The organism is Rhodoferax antarcticus ANT.BR (assembly GCF_001938565.1).
GTDB classification, from domain to species: Bacteria; Pseudomonadota; Gammaproteobacteria; order Burkholderiales; family Burkholderiaceae_C; genus Rhodoferax; species Rhodoferax antarcticus.
This window is the reverse complement of record NZ_MSYM01000013.1, coordinates 525285-541647: the sequence shown is the minus strand read 5'-3', so window position 1 is coordinate 541647 and position 16363 is coordinate 525285. Positions and strand designations below refer to the sequence as shown.

Annotated in this window: 14 protein-coding genes; all 14 read right to left on the bottom strand. The window is 61.9% G+C overall.

Annotation, left to right across the window (positions count from 1 at the left end):
• Nucleotides 1–18 precede the first annotated feature (18 nt).
• The 14 genes from BLL52_RS21855 to BLL52_RS11265 all read right to left on the bottom strand — a co-directional run bounded on the left by BLL52_RS21855 (nt 19) and on the right by BLL52_RS11265 (nt 16340).
• Nucleotides 19–2412 carry an aminotransferase class I/II-fold pyridoxal phosphate-dependent enzyme gene (locus tag BLL52_RS21855; protein WP_075586751.1) on the bottom strand — a complete coding sequence of 798 codons (2394 nt, stop codon included), beginning with the start codon at nt 2410–2412 and terminating at the stop codon, nt 19–21.
• Nucleotides 2409–5942 carry an ATP-binding protein gene (locus BLL52_RS11320; RefSeq protein WP_075586750.1) on the bottom strand — a complete coding sequence of 1178 codons (3534 nt, stop codon included), beginning with the start codon at nt 5940–5942 and terminating at the stop codon, nt 2409–2411. The genes BLL52_RS21855 and BLL52_RS11320 overlap by 4 nt, the downstream gene beginning before the upstream one ends.
• Nucleotides 5939–6079 carry a hypothetical protein gene (locus BLL52_RS20780; RefSeq protein WP_156876214.1) on the bottom strand — a complete coding sequence of 47 codons (141 nt, stop codon included), beginning with the start codon at nt 6077–6079 and terminating at the stop codon, nt 5939–5941. Before BLL52_RS20780 ends, BLL52_RS11320 begins: the two co-directional genes overlap by 4 nt.
• A gap of 56 nt (nt 6080–6135) precedes the next feature.
• A complete protein-coding gene (locus BLL52_RS11315; RefSeq protein WP_075586749.1) occupies nt 6136–6537 on the bottom strand; it encodes a type II toxin-antitoxin system VapC family toxin in 402 nt (133 codons plus the stop codon).
• A complete protein-coding gene (locus BLL52_RS11310) occupies nt 6534–6794 on the bottom strand; it encodes an antitoxin (RefSeq protein ID WP_075586748.1) in 261 nt (86 codons plus the stop codon). Before BLL52_RS11310 ends, BLL52_RS11315 begins: the two co-directional genes overlap by 4 nt.
• Nucleotides 6795–6934: 140 nt before the next feature.
• The gene (locus BLL52_RS11305) at nt 6935–7456 is read right to left on the bottom strand and encodes a GNAT family N-acetyltransferase (protein WP_075586747.1); all 522 of its coding nucleotides are present in this window, start codon (nt 7454–7456) and stop codon (nt 6935–6937) included.
• A 6-nt stretch (nt 7457–7462) separates the two neighbouring features.
• The gene (locus BLL52_RS11300; RefSeq protein ID WP_075586746.1) at nt 7463–7759 is read right to left on the bottom strand and encodes a type II toxin-antitoxin system TacA family antitoxin; all 297 of its coding nucleotides are present in this window, start codon (nt 7757–7759) and stop codon (nt 7463–7465) included.
• A 194-nt stretch (nt 7760–7953) separates the two neighbouring features.
• Entirely contained in the window at nt 7954–8724 is a 771-nt protein-coding gene (locus BLL52_RS11295) for a DUF4194 domain-containing protein (protein ID WP_083633907.1), read from the bottom strand.
• 2 nt (nt 8725–8726) lie between these two features.
• Complete coding sequence (locus BLL52_RS11290; RefSeq protein ID WP_075586745.1) at nt 8727–10196, bottom strand: DUF3375 domain-containing protein; 1470 nt, start codon at nt 10194–10196, stop codon at nt 8727–8729.
• A gap of 133 nt (nt 10197–10329) precedes the next feature.
• Nucleotides 10330–11973 carry a cobyric acid synthase gene (locus BLL52_RS11285; protein WP_075586744.1) on the bottom strand — a complete coding sequence of 548 codons (1644 nt, stop codon included), beginning with the start codon at nt 11971–11973 and terminating at the stop codon, nt 10330–10332.
• 12 nt (nt 11974–11985) lie between these two features.
• A complete protein-coding gene (locus tag BLL52_RS11280; protein ID WP_406681260.1) occupies nt 11986–13677 on the bottom strand; it encodes a cobyric acid synthase in 1692 nt (563 codons plus the stop codon).
• Between the two features lie 61 nt (nt 13678–13738).
• A complete protein-coding gene (gene cbiB / locus BLL52_RS11275; protein ID WP_075586743.1) occupies nt 13739–14767 on the bottom strand; it encodes an adenosylcobinamide-phosphate synthase CbiB in 1029 nt (342 codons plus the stop codon).
• A 4-nt stretch (nt 14768–14771) separates the two neighbouring features.
• A complete protein-coding gene (gene bioB / locus BLL52_RS11270; RefSeq protein ID WP_083633906.1) occupies nt 14772–15818 on the bottom strand; it encodes a biotin synthase BioB in 1047 nt (348 codons plus the stop codon).
• 51 nt (nt 15819–15869) lie between these two features.
• Complete coding sequence (locus BLL52_RS11265) at nt 15870–16340, bottom strand: hypothetical protein (RefSeq protein ID WP_075586742.1); 471 nt, start codon at nt 16338–16340, stop codon at nt 15870–15872.
• Nucleotides 16341–16363: the final 23 nt, after the last annotated feature.

Genomic DNA, 16363 nt, shown 5'->3' with positions numbered 1-16363 from the left:
AAAATCTCCGGTGGGCTTTCAAGTTGAATGGGCACCTTGAAGCGCCGCCGCCAGCGCAACCTGCGCATCCGGCCCCAGCACTCCCAGCCTCACCCAGCCAGGCAAGCCAAATGAGGTGGCGTCGCGCAGTTTGATGCCATGCGTCTGGCGCAAGGCGGCCAGGTCAATGGGCTGCGGCGGGCGGGCGCAAAAATAGTTGGCGTCGCTGGGCTGCACGATCCAGCCCAGGGTTTGCAGCTGGGCGATCTGGCGCGCTTTCCAGTGGCGCAGGGTGTGCAGGCTCCCGGTCAGCCAGGCTTGGGTATCAGCTTGCGTCCAGGCCTGCAGCAGAGCCACACCATGGGCGCCTACCGGCCAGGACGGTGCCAGCCGCTCAAGCTGTTGGAAATCTGCATAAAATTTACCTCCAGCCCTTTCAGAATAAGCGTAAGGTGCTATCAAGTACGCAGCACGCACACCTGCCAGACCCAGCGCTTTGTTGGGGGTAAACAACTGCCAGACATGTTGCCGTTGGTCACTACTCAGCGATGACACGCCGCTCAGACGCAACGGGGCGTAGGCACGGTCCAGCACCAGCAGGGGTTGGCGGGCTGCTGACGCGTTTGTGCGGGTACTTACAGCTTTGTCGCTGGCGTGTGGCGTCAGCCAACTCGGCCAGCCGGTGTGCGCCTGCCCAAGGGGGCTGGACGGCTCGCAGGCCCAAACCAGCGTGCGTTGCGCCAAAAGCGAACCTGCCACGGCAGAGGGCTGATCAACCACGCGCTGCAGCGCCCAGGCTTGCGCGGCGCGGGCATAGTCGCCGTAATGGTGCTGGGGCAGGTGAACCGCTCGCACGCCTTGTTGATGCGCCCAGGCGGTGAGGCGAAAAATGGCTTCGCTGGCGCTGCCCGCCAGCACGATGCGCCCTGGGCTCACCTCGTGAAAAGTACCCAAACGTTCGCGCAGCGCGGTGTAAGCCGGGTCTGGGTACAGGGTGGCGTCTGCCGCTTGCACCGCTGCCAGTGCTGGTGGGCAGGGGCCGCAGGCGTTGCTGTTGGTGGAAAAGTCAAAGCGCGCCGCACCCAGCGCGTCGGTACCACCGTGCGTCCAGCCGGTCTCAGGGCATACGAGGGCTTGCCAGGGCGCGGACGGCAGCGTGTCCGGTGGCGTGTCCGGCAGCGTCGTCTGCGGCGCTCCGTCTGCGGGTGCCGACACTTGGCACGCGATCGCCCTCAGCGCCTGTTGCAGCGCGAGGAAGCTGATGCGCTCCTGCTCCAGTCGCAGGTGTTTGCCAAGCCGGTTGTCGCGCAGATCGTTGTACAGCGCGGCTTCGCCTGCGTTCAGGCGGGTCAGGTCACGCAGCACAGGCTGCGGCTCGCTGCCCCATTGGTCTGGGTGGGCCAGCAAGGTGGTGCGGTCCATCAGCAGCGACTGAGCGTGGGGGAAGTGGGCACGCAACTGGTCCAAAATGGCCAGACCGTGGGTGTCAATATCACCCCAATAGTGCAGTGGGCAGCGCTGCAGCCAAGTGGCCTGCGCCAAAGCGTCAAACCCGTAGCCCGCACCAAAAATCACCACACTGCCCGGCACTGGCGGGAAAGCCAGAAAGTTGACTTCGTTCTCGGTCATGAACACGCGCTGCACCGGCCAGTCCAGCCGCTCGAAGTCGGCCTGGGTCAAGGTGATGTCTTGGTCCAATGGGTTTGGCCGATCGATCGCAGCGCTGCCTGAGCTGGTGCCGACATGCAGCAGCCGCAAAGCCGGGTCGAGCACGCGCAGGCGAACCCGCAGCGGTTTGTCCTTGAAGCCATAGCGGCGACAAAACTGGCTCAGGCCGTTGGCGGTGGCGTCAATGGCCGATGGCGGCAGCGCCAAATCGAGCAACTCGGCCAGCACAGCGCGGTAGGTTTCCAGAAACTTGCTGTCCACACCCGGCAAATCCACCTGACGCAGGTAGACGCCTGGGCGTGGATGGGCTTGCAACCACGTCACCACGGCCAGCAGGCGCGCCCAAGCATCTGTCACTTCCAACGCCAACAGCGGGCGCTTTTTCAGCCAGGGCAACAAGGCGGCGTTTTGCGCTTGGGTGTTGGCCACCAGCGTGGCAAAGCGGGCTGCCTCACGGGTTTTACCAATCAGCACCAGCGCATCGTCCAGGCTGTCGAGCCAGACCGCATCCGGCACCGCACACAAGCCCAACACGCGGTGGCGAAATTCGCGCAGTTCTATCCGCACTTTGGGCGTGGCGCGTAGCGCGCTGATCCAGTCGCGCACGGCCTCAAAGCGCTCCGTCAGCTCCTGTGAACTCGGGCCCGACAGGCGCAAACGCCGCGGCTCAAACGGCTCGCCATGCACCAAAGGGCGCAGCAAATCGCCTTTGTCCCAGAGTTTTTGCACCTGGGCGCGCAGGTCTTTGGCCGTGGTCCAGCTCATGGCGGGGGCTCCGACAGTACGGGTTCGAGGTTGACGACTTTGCCTGGGTCAGTTGCTTTTTCCGCGTTAGTTGCTTTATTTTTAATAGCTACTAACGCTTGCTCTATAAGGGCTTTAGGCTGTTTTGATGCTTCAAGGCGATCGCGCTCAATGCGGTAGTCGGCCATGCTCAGGTTACGCACCTTGGAATCACGCCCCTCTTCGTTGTGGACAAAACCGACGTTTGACACAAACGGCTCGATGATGTGGATTTTTTGCAGCGGCGTGACGATCAGCAGTTGCAAATTGAGCTGCGCAAACAGTTTCAGGCCGTATTGCGCTGACTCGTCCGAGCCCCGGCCAAAGGCCTCGTCAATCACCACAAACCTGAAACTGCGCGAGCGCGCCTCGCCCCACACCAGCCCAAATTGGTAGGCCAGGCTGGCCGCCAAAATGGTGTAGGCGAGCTTTTCCTTTTGCCCGCCAGACTTGCCGCCCGAATCTGAATAATGCTCGTGCTCGCGGCCGTCTTCGTGCCAGCGCTCGCTGGCGGCAAACACAAACCAGTTGCGCACGTCGGTCACTTTATGGGTCCAGCGCCGGTCTTGCTCGCCCTGGCCTTCGCGCCCGCGCAGCCGCGAGATGATGGCTTTGACCTGCAAAAACTTGGCCTCGGAATACTGGCCATCATCATGGTCCGCAGCGCCCGACACGGCGCCGTCCAGGCAATGCCGCAGCTCGGTCTGAAAGTCGCGCACCTCGGCATCCGGCGTGGGCTGGGCTTCGAGCACGATGAAGCGCCCGGGGTTGTAGTCAATTTGCGTGAGCGACTGGTTGATGCGCTCAATGCGTTCCTTGATGGTTTCACGCTCTTTGCTGAGCTGGGCGCTGAACTGCGCCACCTGGTTGATGGTGTTCTGATTCAGCAGTTCTTTGAACTTGGCCTCAAATTTGGGCAGATCATCGAGCTGCAGCTGCTTGAGCAGCGCCCGAAATTCCCCGGCGGCCGCCACCGACACATCGGCCTCCTGGCTGGCCAGCGGGTAACGGTGGCGAAAACTGCGCATCGCGTCGATGATTTTTTCGACCAGCTTGCGGGCTTTGGCATCGTTGGCGTCGATGGACTTTTGCAGGCTCTCGCGCAGGTCTTGCTGGCGGTTGTCGCATGATTCCAGGGTGATCGCCTGTTTGGCCAGCAACTTATTTTGCAAGTCTGCAATCTTTATATCAAATTGGCCTGCAGCCCTTTCCGAATAAGCGCCAGTAGCTCCTGAATCAATAGTAACTGAAACGCCCAACAGCGCCAGCGTGTGCTGCTGCAGCGCCGTCGCATCAGTGATTTTTTGCTCCACCTTGGCGCGCCGGTCGCGTTGCGCCAGCAAGGCGTTGTCGGTGACGGTTTGCAGGGTTTCCAACGCGGCCAGGCGCTGGGTGAGCGTTTGCAAAATATCGCTGGCCGCCTCCAACTGGGCGCGTTCATCCTGCAGCGCGGCCACCTCGCGCGCGGGCAAGCCCCAATCGAGCTCGCGGTAGTCGCGGTATTCCACCAGCTTGGCCAGCGCGCTCAGACGCTCGTTGATGCCTTTGAGCTGTGCCTGTGCCTCACTGATGTGCTTGGCGAGTTGCGCCAACGCCGCTTCCAGCACACGGCGCTTGCTCTGTAGCGCGGCCAATTTGGCGGCGTTGCTCCAGCCCAGCACATAGCGGCCGCGGTCGTCCAGGCGGTGGCGGTCGTCTTTTTCGTGGCGCTCACCCCCGGCCTTGATCTGCCCAGCGCGGGTGATGGCTTTGAGCTCACGGCGAAACTGCTCTTGGGTGGCGCAGCAGGCCACATCAAAGCGGTGCTGCAGCTCACGGTCTACCCAGGCATAAAACGGCGAATCGGGTTTGACACTGAGCTTGCGCACCAATGAGTCGGGGTGCAGAGTAGCGGCCTCAGGGCGCACCGGCAGGCGCACCCGAAAGTACACCAGTCGCCCCTTGAGCCGGGTTTTGTCCACCCAGTCCGCGACCTGGGCGTAATAGGCATCGGGCACCAACAGCGACAAGCCAAAGTTGTGCAGCAGGCGCTCAATGGCGCCTTCCCAATCGCGCTCCTGATCGCGCACCTCAATCAACTCGCCGACAAACGGCATGCTGTCTTCATCCAGGTGCAGGGCCGCGCAAAGCTCGGCGCGCATGGCGATTTGCTGCGCGTCGATGTTGCTGCGACGGCCTTTCAGGCTGGTAATCTCCCCCGACAAGGCATCGTGCTCGGTGCGGCCTTGTTTGAATTCAACGCTTTTTTCAGTCTGCGTGTTTTGCACGGTATCGGCTTGGGCGGTCTCAACCTCAACCATTTGCAGGCAGGTTTGCTGCTGCGCCACCAGGTCTTCGGTGCTGCCGACTTGCAGCAGGTTCAAAGTGCGGCGCAGCTCGTCATAGCGCGCGGCGTTGGCTTGGCGACGGGTGATCTCGGCCTGATGCGCGGCAATTTCAGCCTCGATGCGGGCAAGGCGCGCCCCACCCCGCTCGGCCAGGCTTTGGCGCAATTCGCGTTCTTGGGCAAGCTCGGCGGCGCGCTTTTCTTCGAGCTTTTTAACCTTGGCCTGGTCGCGCGCCAGGTCTTCAGCCAAGGCCTGCAGGCGCTGGTCGATCAGCGCTAATTTAAGCCGGGCAAAGTAACTTTTTAGCGCGTCACGGCAAGCACGCAACTCATCGGTGGCGGCCAAAAGGCTGGCGTGTTCATCACTGTCTGCCACCAGCGGGGTCAGCATCTCGACCTGGTGTTTGGCGGTCAGCACTGCCGCATGGGCGCGGTTCAGGTCGTCAAAATGGGTGATCAGCGCGGCAATGCGCGGGGCCACCTCAAAGGGTTCCAACATGTGCTGGCGCACAAAATCGGTCAAATTACCCACCGACTTCATCGACACGGTTTGCAAAAACAGCTCCAGGGCTTGCTCTTGCAGCCCGCCAAACAGGCGGCGAAACAGCGCGCCATAGGGCGGGAAAGTGTCAAACAGCTGGGCACCGCTTTTGCGCAAACGCTTTTTCAACGGCTCAATCGCTGTGCCAAACTGACCAAAATCGGCGGCAATCGACAGCGCCTGCTCGGCTACCAGATAAAAACGCTCGGGCTGGCCAGCCGCCTCGCGGCACCAGAAGACTTGTGCCAGCGTCACCGTCTTATCAAAACCGGCGTTGTGAAACACACCCAGAATCACCGAGTAATGCCGTGCATCGCGCAGCGCCACTGGCTTGGCGTTGCCGCTGGCCTCATTGCGCTCCGACTTGTAATGCCCCAGCACATAGGAGCGCAATGAGCGCTCTTTGGCATCAGCCCCGGCGGCCTTGTTGTAGCCAATGCGTTGGGCTGGCACCAAGAGCGTGGTCACCGCATCAACCAATGTGGACTTGCCCGAGCCAATGTCACCGGTCAGCAGCGCGTTGTGGCCACCGAGTTCGAGCGACCAGACGCGTTTGTCAAAGGTGCCCCAGTTGAAGACTTCAAGCCGCTGCAGGCGGAAACCCGACAGTGCTGCGGTGTTGAAGTCGAGATCGGGTTGGGTCATTGCATCAACGCCATAAGCTTCGCATACCCGTCTGCCACGTCGCTGCTGGCGTCCAGCTTACGCTTGGGCCGCCCGACGAAACACGCTGTAACAGCGTCAACAGCCTGGTAGGCCTGCTTTTTAAATTTGAGTCTCATGGCTCTCTTAAATCTCTATTTCTTACAATTTTCCAACTGGGCGCTGGGTGGCTTGCTCACCAAGTTTCTAGCCTCAATGGCGCGGGCACTTGGGCAAAGGCCTTGTCGCGGCTGACCAGAGTGGCATCCACCGCAACGGCGTGGGCAGCAATCATCATGTCAAGATCGCTGAGGTTGATGCCCTGCGCTTCCAGCGTGCTGCACAACACGCCATAACACCGCGCCACGGATTCATCCCAAGGCAGCACATCCATGTGCAGCAGCACCTGGGTCATGGCGTTTTTCAGGCGCACGGGTTGCCCTTTGCAGTGCAGACCGTATTCAAGCTCGGCCAGCGTCACGCTGGAAATCACCACTTGGCCCACGGGCACTTGGGTTAAAAGAGCCAGCAAAGCAGCGTCGCGCCCTTGCATGATGTGGCTCACCACGTTGGTGTCGAGCATGTAGCGCTGCGTCATTCCTGCCAGCCCTCAAAGGGGTCGCGGCGGACCTGGGGCGTTGCCACAGCGCGGCGCTCAATCAACAGGTCTTCACCCATGTTTTGTGCGACGGCATCCAGCAGGCCTTGCCAGTCTGTGGGCTTGCGCGACAGCACCACATCGCCCGTAACAGGGTCGTGGCGAATATAAACTTCTGCCACATCAAAGCGAAATTCCAGCGGCAGCCGAACGGCTTGACTGCGGCCGGTGGCAAATATTTTGGCGGTTTGTTGCATGATGGGCCTCCCTTTAATTGATATGGTACATGGTATATATCGCGTGACACACTGTCAATCCAAAACATCGGTCATGCCACACCGGTTCCGCCCTTGCAGGTTTCCAGCGCGTTGATGTTGTCGATGCGTTTCATGGGCTGTCAAAACAGCGTCGCAATGGTCTTTAAGGGCAAGAACAATTTGCCCGCCGAGGTGTTCAGGGGCACAAAACCATAGTGCTGGTAAAAAGCCGCCGCAGCGGCATCTTTGGCATCCACTACCACCGCCATGGCGGCAATGCTGGCGGCGGCCTGCAGGCTCTTAAACAAGGCATCGAGCAACAAAAACTGACCCAGACCTTGCCCTTTGCAGGACTGGTCGATTGCCAATCGTCCCAACAAGGTGACCGGCAAAAGTGGGTAGCGCGGCAGCTTTTTGGTCAAGTCGCAGGGTAGCTCTGCCACTGGAATGCTCGACGCTGAAAGGCTGTAATAACCCAACACCTGCACCCGGGGTGGTGCAAAGGCTACAAACACGGCGGCCACCTGATTTTGGGCGTCTTGACGGGCCTGCTGCTGCAAGTAGCGGTTCAGCGCAGCATGACCACAGTTGAATGACTCGCGGGCATGACTTTTTTGCAGAGGCTCAACCCGCCAGTCAGCCGGGTGCACAGTGGGTGCCATGGGGCATCAAGCGCCGGTTTGCTGGCGGTACTGCGCCGCCGCCTGGCGTAGCCGGTCGCAGGGCTCGGGCGGTGTCAGCAAGGCCGAAACAAAGCGGATTTGCTCATCGCGCGTCAACGCAATGGTTTCGTGCGTTTGAATGATTTTGGCAGCTGCCTCTTGCGCACTGGCCACAACAAACTCACTGAGCGTACATTGCGACAGCATGGCAGCCTGCTGAAACAGCGTTTTTTGCTCGGCGCTGATGCGCGCCTCTAATCGCGCGCCTCGGGTTTTGGTAGAAGAATTTTGACTGGTTTGCATAAAAAGCTCCAAATCGCAAAAAGTTGGGCGAACAAATTGTACGCCGATTGTCCGTACTATTTTAACCGTCACCCCTCATTCCATTTTTAGATCGATAGGAGCGCGAGAAGCGAAGCCGCAGACAGTGCAGACGCACGGCAAGACGAAACAACAACAAATCCTATTGATATGGAAATGCAATTACTCGTCTGCAGCTATGCCTGGCCCGCATCAGCCACACTTAGCTGCACCTGGTACGCCGCCAGCCGCGCATCAAAGTCGGCCAGCCACTGGGCATCCACATAGGCTTTGAGGATGCGGCGCACCTCAAAACTGGGCGACTGTGCTTTACCGGACTGGGCTTTGAGGCGGCGCACAAAGCCCAGTTCGATGATTTTGTTGAGCTGGGTTTCCACCTGGTCCATCAGGCGCGACTCGTTGGAGCCGGCAGGCATGAAGACGCGCAGCAGTTCAGTCACCGCCTCCAGCGACAAAATCAGCCGCGTGTCACCGCCGCTGGCGTCAAATTCAGCCAGCTTTTTGCGCAGCAATGCCAGCAGCAGACTGACCTGAAACGTCAAGGGGCGGCGCGCCACCAGGCGAGGCAGCTTCGGCGCGTCGTCATCCGTTTCAGGTCGGGCGCGCAAAAAGGCATAGCCCTCGGACTCATCCAGCACCAGTTCAAGCGCCAGCACCGCCACATAGTCGCGCACCCGGGCTTGCAAATTGAGCAGCGCTTGCCACTGGGCACCGTCTTCATCGCGGTAAAGCATGCCTTTGAGCAGCGGGATCACCAGCGTGGTGAGGTCGTGAGCGGGCTGGCGCGGCGCTGCATCTGCATCTGCATCTGGTGAGATGTCAGCGTCCCACCTGGCGCGTCGATCTGTCGGCGAGATTGGCGAAGTTGGCGGAATTTGCCGGTGCGGGTCAGCGTCTGGCGTTGACCGCAATGGATCAGGGCTGTCAAACAAATCAACAGATTGCATGCTCAATGCCTCACAAAAATCACGCGCGGCAGGCTGGCCTGACGCATCACGGGAACGGGCTCACCTGCCGCATCCGGGTCGGCCACTTGCCACTGCACCGTCTCCTGCACGGTGTCGTCCACCAGCGTGTCGCTCGACTCGCTGGCCAGCTGCAAGTAGGCCACTAGTTCACTCAAACCCTGTTGCAGCGGGTGCGCGCTCAGCACCTCCGCCAGACTGACCTGCTTGCGCTGTTGCAGCATCTGGCGCACATGGGCTGCCAGCTGCGCTTTGTCAATGCGGGTCTGGTGAAACAGCGCAGAGGCGTCCAGGTCTTCATCACCGGCTTGCAGCGCCTGGTTGTCGAGCACCAGCTTGATCGGCGGGCTGAATAGCGGGCGCTCCAGAGGCAACTCGATGCTGGCACCGATCTCGTCGATAGCTCCAAAATCGCCTTTCGGCAACTGCGCCCGCAGCGCCAGCGTGCGGGCTTCCAGGCTGTGCAAAATGTCCATGATGCGGCGGTTTTCCAGCCAGGCCTGATCGTCCAGAAAACGGCGCAATTGCTGCGACAACAAGGCCACCGTGGCCTGGGCGTGTTCACCGGCTTCCAGCCAGTCGTAATGCACACGCTTCAATCGCGGATCTGGCTCAAGGGCGGCCACCGGTTTCAATGCCAGCACCTGTTCCAGCAATTGCGTCAGCTCGTCCTGGCGCTGCTGCGACATCAAAAAGTCCCAAAAAGCGCGAAAGCTTTTGCCCTGATCAGATTCGGCAATGGCATCGCGCTCGCCCATGATCTGCTGCAACAGCGCACCTTTGGCACCGTTCCACAGCGCAATGCGCTCGCGCACCGTGCGGTCCAGCGCGCGAAAGTTGTGCTCCACCTCGCGGAAATCCGTCAGCAGCTCACGCGCCAGCGCAGTGAAGTGCAAAAAGCGTTCGCGCAAAGCGGTGTCGTCCAGCAGCGGCATGTCACCCGCGGCCACCCGGGCGATCTCAGCATCGATGGCGTCACGTTGTTTGTGCAACTCAGCTACGCGCAGTTGCGGATCGGTCTCGCTGCCCTGGTGCATTTGCTTGAGCAGGTCAAACAAGGTGAGTAAACGCGACTCGGTGCCGACAAAGGCACGCTGGCTCAAGGTACCCAGCCAAGCCAGCCCACGCTCGGTGGCGGGTGTCAGGTCAAAGTGAACCTCATCGCTACCGGCTGGGTAAAACTTGCGCAGCCAGCCCTTGTCATTGGCGGCCCAGTCGTTCAGATACTCATGGGCGCTTTTGGGAAAAGCTTGCTCGCCCAACTGCTCGCGCAAGCCATATAACGTGTCTTGCAGCGCCTCCACCAGGTCGGACTGCGCCATCACCCGCACATTGGGTGCCACAAACACGCGCTGCAAAAAGCTGGCAATCAGCGGTGCATGGTCAGCCACCAGCAGCCGCCAGGCCGGGTGCTGGCGGCGCAGGGCGTCCAGGGTGGCGTAGTCAAGATTCATCTCGTCGGGCGCAGCGGCTCACAACACGCACCATGCCGACGCGCGTTTTGGCATGCATTTGCTGGCGTCAAGCCAATGTTGTCTACGGATGCGTGAGGTCGCCAACTCCTGTTATCGGCGGTCTCCTTGCCCCTCATCGCGCCAACGCCCAAATCGCGTCAAGGTCGAGGTCGACCTCCAATTGCGCGGCGAAGGCGTTGAGCGCGGCTTCAACGCGCGCCTCGTAGGCGTTGACAGGCGCGCCATCTCCAGCCGCCCCCAGCACAATATCACCACGCATTTGCTTGAGCCAGTGGTGGCGAAAGTCATCGCTGGCGAACAGGCCATGCACGTAGCTGCCCATCACCCGCCCGTCGGCGGACACCGCGCCCTCAGCGCGCTCGCCAGTAGCCTGCGCTAGCCGCAGCCACGGCCGCGCCAGCGCTGCGCCCTGCGTGCGCCCCATGTGCATTTCATAACCCGTCACGCGGCAGCCGCTGATGCTGTCGACCGCGTCCAGGTCGAGCAGCCGCTTGTCGCCGCCAATCTCGGTGTCGAGGTCGAGCAGACCCAGCCCTTCGCTCTCGCCCGGCGCGCCCTCAATACCCAGCGGGTCACGCACCATACGACCGAGCATCTGCAAGCCCGCGCACAGGCCGACGACTCGCCCGCCTTGGCGCACATGCGCGTGCAGATCGTGGTGCCAACCCTGCGCGCGCACAAACTCGAGGTCGGCGCGCGTCGCTTTGGAGCCGGCCAGCACCGCCACATCAGCGGCGCGCGGAATCGGCTCGCCCGCCTGCACCCAGTGCAGCACCACCCCCGGCTCGGCCTCGAGTGGATCCAGATCGTCTGTATTCGCCATGCGCGGCGTACGCAACACGGCAATGGTCAGCGGCTTGGCGGCACCGGCAAGCGTCGGCGAGGTGGCGCGGGCGGCCACGTCAAGCGCCAAAGAATCTTCCTGCGGCAGGCGCGTGGCGCCGTCGAACCAGCGCACCAGCCCAAGCACCGGCCAGCCGGTGGCAGTCTGGATGGCATCGCCCGCGGGTGCGAACACCGCCGGGTCGCCACGGAATTTGTTCACCACCACCCCGGCAACCCGCGCGCGCTCAGACACGCTCCACAGCAGGCGATGGCCAAGCACCGCTGCGCTCACGCCACCGCGCGACTCGTCGCCAACCAGCATGACTGGCAAATCAGCGGCTTCGGCCAGCCCCATGTTGCTGATGTCTTGCGCGCGCAAGTACGCTTCGGCGCCACTGCCGGCCCCTTCAATCAACACTAGATCGGCTTGCTGCGACAACCGCTCTAGGCTGTCGAGCACCGCGGGCATCAGTGCAGGCTTGAGCGTTTGGTAGGCGCTGGCCGACTGGCGCCCGAGCACCCGCCCGCGCAGGACCACCTGGCAGTCGATATCGCTCTCAGGCTTGAGCAGCACCGGGTTCATATGCACCGAACGCTCTGCGCCACAGGCCCGCGCCTGCAAAGCCTGCGCGCGGCCAATTTCGCCACAATCCGGGCGCTCGTCACCGACTTTCATGGCGTCATTGCCACCGCTGCCCGGCGCATAAAGCGAAACGGCGCTGGACAGATCGGCATCCACCGCCACCGCTGCGTTGTTGCTCATGTTCTGCGCCTTGAACGGACGCACGACCCAGCCGCGATTGGCAAAGGCGCGACACAGGCCGGCCACCAGCAGGCTTTTGCCGACGTCCGACGAGGTGCCTTGAATCATCAGGCGGCGCGCCCGCCTGGGCGCATCTGGCGCCGGGGTGAAGATGACGGTTTCTTTCATGCATCAACCGCGTTAACGCGCCAGCGCCAGCAGCGCGTCAAGGTCAAGATTCGCTTCGACATGGTCAGCCAACGCCTCCAGCGTGGCTTCCACCTGCGCCTCAAAGTCGAGTTCGGAAATCTGCGCGCCAAGCTGCCTCAGCCAATGGCTGCGAAAGCCATCGGCGGCAAACAGGCCGTGAATATAGGCGCCCGTGATGCGGCCATCAGCCGAGACCGCGCCTTCAGGCGTCTCGCCACCATCAGCGCCCACCAAGCGCAGCCACGGCCGCGCCAGCCCGGGCCCATCGGTGCGTCCCATGTGCATTTCGTAGCCGACCACGCGCTGACCGCTGACACTATCGAAACGGTCAATATCGATCAGCCGCTTGTCGCCGCCGATCGTCGTTTCGATATCGAGCAGGCCCAAGCCCGGCGTCTCACCCGCAGCGCCCTCAATGCCCAGCGGGTCACGCACGACATGGCCCAGCATCTGAAACCCAGCACACAGACCGACGACTCGGCCACCGCGGCGCACATGCGCGTGAATGTCGATGTCCCAACCTTCACGGCGTAACACATCAAGATCGGCGCGGGTGGTTTTCGAGCCGGGCAACAGCACGACGTTGGCCTCTGCCGGGATCGGCTCACCCGGAGGAATCCAGCGCACCACCACACCGGCTTCGGCGGCCAGCGGGTCGAGGTCATCGAAATTGGCCACGCGGGACAACTGCGGCACGACCACCAGCAGGGCGCTACCCGCTGCACCGCTCGTCTGGCGCGTCGGTTTTTCGAGCGCCAGCGCGTCTTCAGCCGGCAAACGGCCAGCGCCCTCGAACCAGCGCACAACGCCCAGCAGCGGCCAGCCGGTCTGCTCGGTCATCACCTGGCAACCGGGTTCGTACAGAGAAAAGTCACCGCGAAACTTGTTGACGATGTAACCCACAATGCGCGCGCGCTCCTCTGCCGTGTGCAGCAAATACGTGCCCACCACCGCTGCAATCGCGCCGCCACGGTCGTTGTCGGTCAGCACCACCACCGGCAAGTCGGCCAATTCAGCCAAGTTCATATTGGTGATGTCGCAATGCCGCAGGTAAACCTCGGTGCCGCTGCCGGCACCTTCGACGATCACCAGTTCAGCCAGCGCGGCGGTGCGGCGCAGGCTGTCGAGCACCGCCGGCATGAGCATCGGCTTGAGCTCGTGGTAGTGCCGTGCTGGCCAATTGCCGAGCGCGCGCCCGCGCAGCACCACTTGTGAGCCGACGCAAGCCTGCGGCTTCAACAGCACCGGGTTCATGTGGATCGACGCCGGCATCTTGCAAGCGCGAGCCTGTAGCGCCTGGGCGCGGCCAATTTCGCCACAGCGGATCTCGCCATCCGGGCCAGGCGGCAGGTCAGAGTCGACGCTGACCGCCGCGTTGTTGCTCATGTTCTGCGCTTTGAACGGCCGCACGGTGATGCCGCGACGCGTGTAGGCGCGGCACAGGCCGGCCACCAGCAGGCTTTTGCCAACGTCCGACGAGGTGCCCTGGATCATCAGGCAGCGCGCGCGTTTAGGCACGGCCGGGTCGAGCAGCGGCACCTCGATGTTCGGCAACGGTGGCGCTGGCGTGGTGGACCGCGCAGTTGGCATCTCAACGGGCATTTCTACTGACATCTCACCTGGCGTGGCGGCTGGCACGGCAGTTGGCAAAGTGGGCATGGAAATTGGTGTGGCAGCACTCATGGAATGAACTCTTTTTAATAAATCAGGCACCGGGGCGACAGGGCGCAAATACAAGGCGCAGTCATGCGCTGAACCATGCTTTAAATATCAGAGCAGTCAGCGCAAGCGGAATAAGGGCTAGAAGCACTTTTCGTGCATAAATGACGGCCTGCCCAGTCTGCTCGGGCAGCGGCGCACCAGCGTCTGGGTTGAGCGCATACACGCCCGGCTTGGCCAGCTGGATGTTCAGGGCCAGCGCCATCGCGGCCATCGGCCAGCCGCTGTTGGGCGACGGGGTTTTGACCGCCTCGCGGCGCAGCACATGCTGCGCCACCCCACTGGTGGCCGCCAGCAACAGCCCGGTCAGGCGCGCGGGCAGCCAGTTCAGCACGTCATCGACCCACGCCGCCCATTTGCCGGCCCATTCCCAGTTTTGCCCTTTGTACAGGCCCTTGTAGCCCCACATCGCATCAGCCGTATTGGCAAAGCGGTAGAGCACCGCACCAGGCAGGCCCAGCAACACAAACCAGAAGATTGGCGCCACCACCGAGTCGCTGAGGTTTTCGGCCAGGGATTCGATGGCGCTTTCACGCACCTCGGCTTCGCTCAAGTTGGCGGTGTCGCGGCTGACCAGCCACTTCAGTTGATCGCGCCCGGCCTGCAAAGACCCGGCCAAAGCGCCCTCCACCGCCTGAACCTCACGGCGCAACATGGCCCAGGCCAGCATGGGTTTGAGCAACAGCGCCAGCAGCACGGCGCCTAACAACTGCGACGTGGCACCGCCCAGCCAGCCCGCAGACGCGCCCAGCGCTTGCATGAGCGCGCTTTGGAGCCACCATGCTGCTACTGTAAATAGAGCAGCTCCCGCCGACCAGTAAAGGGCTGCGAGCCAAAAAGCCTTGTAATCTGGTGCGCTGGCGACCGTTACCGGGCCCGCCGCCGAGGATGGCGCGAGCGCCCCCTGCAAGGCCACCTTTTGAACTTGCCGACCGGCCCAACCGAGGTAATTGCCCATCCATACCACCGGGTGCAGCCGCACCGGCGGTTCGCCCCAGAAGTGGTCCACCAGCAGGGCCAGGACCAGCGCCCCGGCGGGAATCCAGACATTCATTAGGTCAGGCCCGAGGCATCGGTGTGCCGATTTGCAGCCCCAGCCGTGACAGCAGCGCCAAATCCTCGTTGCCCTGCGGGTTGGACGTGGTCAACAGTTTGTCGCCATAAAAAATCGAGTTGGCGCCGGCCACAAAACACAGCGCCTGCTCCGCCTCACCCAGGCTTTGGCGGCCCGCCGACAAGCGCACCCGCGCCATCGGCATGGTGATGCGCGCTGCGGCAATGGTGCGCACAAACTCCAGCGGGTCCAGGTCGGGCTGAGCGGCCAGCGGTGTGCCCGCCACCTTGACCAGATGGTTGATCGGAACCGACTCGGGGTACGGCGACAAATTGGCCAGTTCGGCTACCAAACCGGCTCGCTGCAAGCGCGACTCCCCCAGGCCGACAATGCCGCCGCAACACACGCTGATGCCCGCCTCGCGCACCCGCGCCAGGGTGTCAAGCCGGTCCTGGTAGTCGCGGGTGGTGATGATGTTGCCGTAGAAATCGGGCGCGCTATCCAGGTTGTGGTTGTAGTAGTCCAGCCCGGCGTCGCGCAGCGTCTCGGCCTGGCCGTCGGACAGCATGCCCAGCGTGGCACAAGCCTCCAGCCCGCTGGCCTTGACGGTGCGCACCAGTTCAGCCACTGCCTCAATGTCACGGTCTTTGGGCGCACGCCAGGCGGCACCCATGCAAAAACGGCTGGCCCCGGCCTCTTTCGCAGCCAGCGCGGCACGGCGCACGGTGTCAACACCCATCAATTTGCTGGCCTGCACACCGGTGTCAAAGTGCACCGACTGCGGGCAGTAGCCGCAATCTTCCGGGCAACCGCCGGTTTTGACCGAGACCAGGGTGGCCAACTCAATCAGATTGGGGTCAAAGTGAGCGCGGTGCACCGTTTGGGCCTGAAACATCAGGTCTGAAAAAGGCAGATCAAACAGCGCCAGCACCTCATCCACGCTCCAGACCCGCTGGCCGCTGGCCGGGCGTTCGGGGTGTTCGTCAAGGCAGGCATGAAAGTGCAGCGCGATGGTGACGGCGGTGGTGTCTTCAGAGGTCAAGAGTGTCATGTGTGTCGTCAAAAACAGTATTTAAAAAAAGTGTCTTGGCCTGCCAATGGCCTATTTGGAAACGCCAGGGATGCCTGTTTCAGGGTCATCGGGTTTGACCGGGGCGCAGTCTTTCATCATCTCAAGCCAGTTTTCATTGAAATTATTTCGCACGAAGTCCCGGGTGTGCGGCACCTTGCATTTGGAGCAGTCCAGATGCGCCACGCCGTCGTGAACGAACTGGGCAGATTTGGTGGAATTGATCGCGCAATGGCTCTTCACCAGAATGCCCTCGGCGTTGAGGGTGCCCTTGTCGTCGAACCTGAAATACGGACACGCGCACATGTAGCAGCTCAGATAAGCGGTGTTGTGGCATTTCCTGGGCTCAGCGTAGAGCAGACAGAACTCCAACTCCCTCGCAACCATATTGTCAAATTCAAAGTAGTCAATGATCTGATCCTGCGAGAGCCCGTCCTTTTTAAGTCTCTCCACGATCTTGCGGTGTTTTTCGCCATGATTCAGAAACCAGGTGATGTAGCTCATATGAAACGATGTCCTTTTAGAGA